At 64.9% G+C, this 3,133-nt stretch carries 2 protein-coding genes; both read left to right on the top strand.

The window, feature by feature from the left end:
* Nucleotides 1-7 precede the first annotated feature (7 nt).
* Nucleotides 8-106, top strand: a complete 99-nt coding sequence (locus tag ACFDSW_RS16075; RefSeq protein WP_375251270.1) for a putative 2OG-Fe(II) oxygenase — start codon at nucleotides 8-10, stop codon at nucleotides 104-106.
* Between the two features lie 146 nt (nucleotides 107-252).
* The gene (locus ACFDSW_RS16070; protein ID WP_375251269.1) at nucleotides 253-3,039 is read left to right on the top strand and encodes a M14 metallopeptidase family protein; all 2,787 of its coding nucleotides are present in this window, start codon (nucleotides 253-255) and stop codon (nucleotides 3,037-3,039) included.
* Nucleotides 3,040-3,133: the final 94 nt, after the last annotated feature.

Genomic DNA, 3,133 nt, shown 5'->3' with positions numbered 1-3,133 from the left:
ACCGGGCATGCTGGCGCTGTTTCCGTCGTACCTGTGGCACGGTACCGAGCCGTTCACGGGCAATGCGCCGCGACTGACGATCGCGTTCGATTTGTTGCCGGGCTGACCTGTTCGCAGCGGGCCGGAGCCCGAAACGCTCCCCGCCTGATTTTTCTTTGCGGCGACATGTGGTTTGAGGCGCCGGATGCGTCTGTATCGCAAAAGACAATGTCGGCGTGCACGGCGTCGGCAAAAGACAAGGGGACATATGCGATGAAGACGGCCTTCCTGCTCGGCGCGGCGGCGCTGGTGCTGGCGATCCATGCCGGCGCCGATCCGATTTCCCCCAAGGTCGGCACCCTGCCGTCCCCCGCGGAGGCCTTTTCGACCGAGCCGGGCAGCGATTATTATCTGGCCGATTATGATGATTACGAACGCTATCTGAAGACGCTGGCGGCGCAGTCCGACCGGATGAAACTGATCGATATCGGCAAGTCGGCCGAGGGGCGTACGATGTGGGTGGCGGTCGTCAGCAGTCCGCAGAACCTCGCCAAGCTCGACCACTATCGCGACATCGCGCGGCAACTGGCCCGCGCGGACGGGGTGAGCGAGGCGCAGGCGCAGGCATTGGCCAGCGAAGGCCGCGCGATCGTGTGGATCGATGCCGGGCTGCACGCCACCGAGACGGTGACAACGCAAAGCCAGATCCACGTCCTCTATCGCATGCTCAGCGGACAGGATGCCGAGACGAAGCGCGTGCTGGATGAGACGATCGTGCTGTTCGGGCATGATAATCCCGACGGACTGCAGCTCGTCGCAGACTGGTACATGCGCAACAAGGACCCAAAGAAGCGCGAATTCCGCACGATCCCGCGCCTGTATCAGAAGTATGTCGGTCACGATAACAATCGCGACAGCTTCATGTCGCAAATGCCCGAGACGACCGCACTCAACCGCGTCTTCTTCCGTGAATGGTATCCGCAGATCATCTTCAACCAGCACCAGACGGGCCCAGCCGGCATGGTGGTGTTCGTCCCGCCGTTCCGCGACCCGTTCAACTACAATTATTCGCCGATCGTGATGAACGAATTGCAGGAGGTCGGCGCGGCGATGCACAGCCGGCTGGTATCGGAGGACAAGGCGGGGTCGGGCGCGCGTTCGGCGGCTCCCTATTCGACCTGGCACAATGGCATGGTCCGCTCGGTCGCCTATTTCCACAATTCGATCGGCCTGTTGACCGAGATCATTGGCGGGCCGACGCCGGAAACGATCCCGCTGATCGCCGACACGCAGCTGGCGCGCAATGACGAGACGCTGCCGATCGGTCCGCGCGAATGGCATCTGAAGGACAGCCTGGAATATCAATGGTCGCTCGATCGCGCGGTGATGGATTATGCGGCGCGCAACCGCGAACGCCTGCTGATGAACATCTGGCGGATGGGGCGTCAGTCGATCGACAAGGGTAGTAGCGATAGCTGGACGATCACCCCCAAGCGCATCGATGCGCTGAAGGAAGCGGGCAAGACCGCGAAAGCGGACGAAGGCTATGTCGGCTATAACAGTCGTGCGCGCGAAGGGATGGTCGCGCCGTCACTGTACAAGACGGTGCTGCAGGATCCGGCGCAGCGCGACCCGCGCGGCTATGTGCTGGCGCCCGCCGGGCAGCGCGATCTGCCGACGACGATCACCTTTCTGAATGCGTTGATGAAGAACGGCGTGGATGTCGAGCGCGCGACCGCGCCGTTCACCGCCGGGGGCAAGAGCTATCCGGCGGGCAGCTATGTCGTCCGCACCGCGCAGGCCTATCGCCCGCACATCCTCGACATGTTCGAGCCGCAGGATCACCCGCATGATGCCGAATATCCCGGTGGCCCGCCCAAGGCGCCCTATGACATCACCGGCTATACGCTCGCCTATCAGATGGGGGTGCAGTTCGACCGCGTGCTCGACGGCTTCCAGGGCCGGTTCGAGAAGGTAACGGGCGATCAGATCGCGCCCCCGCCGGGTCGCGTCATCGGCAGCGGCAAGGCGGGCTGGCTGATCGGGCATGAGGCGAACAACAGCTTCACGCTGACCAATCGATTGTTGAAGGCGGGGGTGCCGGTCAGCTGGCTCCCCGGCGAAACCAAGGTCGCCGGGCGCACGCTGGCCGCGGGGGCGCTGTGGGTGCCCGCGTCGCCCGGCGCGCAGGCCGTGATCGCGCAATCCGCGCCGCTGGGGGTCGATGCCTATGCGATGCCGCGCGCGCCCGCCGGCACGACGTGGAAGCTGAAACCGGTGCGGGTCGGGCTGGTCGATCGCTATGGCGGGATCATGCCCGCCGGCTGGACCCGCTGGTTGCTCGAACAATATGAATTCCCCTTCGAGGTGGTGTATCCGGGGCAGCTGGATGCGGGTAATCTGACGGCGAAATACGATGTGCTGTTGTTCGCGGACGGGACGGTGCCGGTCGCGCGCGGCGGCGCCTATCCCGGCGGCTATCGTTTCGATCTGCCCAAGCCGGAGGATATTCCCGCCGACTATCGTGGCTGGCTGGGCGAGGTGACCCAGGATCGCACGCTGCCCGCGGTGCGCGATTTCGCGCAGGGCGGCGGCACCGTCATCACGGTCGGCAGCGCCAATACGCTGGCGTCGTGGTTGAGCCCGGCGATCCAGCCCGCGCTGGTGACGAAAAAGCCTGATGGCAGCGTCACCGCCTTGCCGCACAAGGATCTTTATATTCCCGGCTCGCTGATCCAGGCGAGCGTCGATCCGCGCCAGCCGCTCGCCTATGGCATGACGCCTAAGGTGGATATGTTCTTCGACGAGAGCCAGCCGTTCGTCGCCGCACCCAGCCTGCGGCGGATCGCATGGTTCGAAGGCGCGACGCCGCTGCGCAGCGGCTGGGCGGTCGGGCAGGAGCGGCTGAACGGTACCGTCGCGGTCGCGGAAACCGATATCGGCCGCGGCAAGCTGTTCGCGATGGGGCCCGAGGTGACGCAGCGCGCGCAGCCTTATGCGACGTTCAAGCTGCTGTTCAACGGCATCTTCTACGGCCCTGCGGCGGCCCAGGCGCGCTAGGCGCGGGGCATTGATGCCGGCGCGGTGAAAAGGACAGGGTGACGGGCGTGCGGCGGAAGTAATAAAACCCCCCCCCCACCCACGGGCACATTTT

This window comes from Sphingomonas sp., from assembly GCF_042091075.1.
Lineage (GTDB): Bacteria > Pseudomonadota > Alphaproteobacteria > Sphingomonadales > Sphingomonadaceae > Sphingomonas.
Note: the sequence above shows the minus strand (reverse complement) of the source record. Positions and strands in the feature narration are given on the sequence as shown.

What these genes read in the sequence shown, in the direction of transcription:
- ACFDSW_RS16070 (WP_375251269.1), top strand. Translation starts at nt 253, where the DNA reads ATGAAGACGGCCTTCCTGCTCGGCGCGGCGGCGCTGGTGCTGGCGATC.
- ACFDSW_RS16075 (WP_375251270.1), top strand. Translation starts at nt 8, where the DNA reads ATGCTGGCGCTGTTTCCGTCGTACCTGTGGCACGGTACCGAGCCGTTC.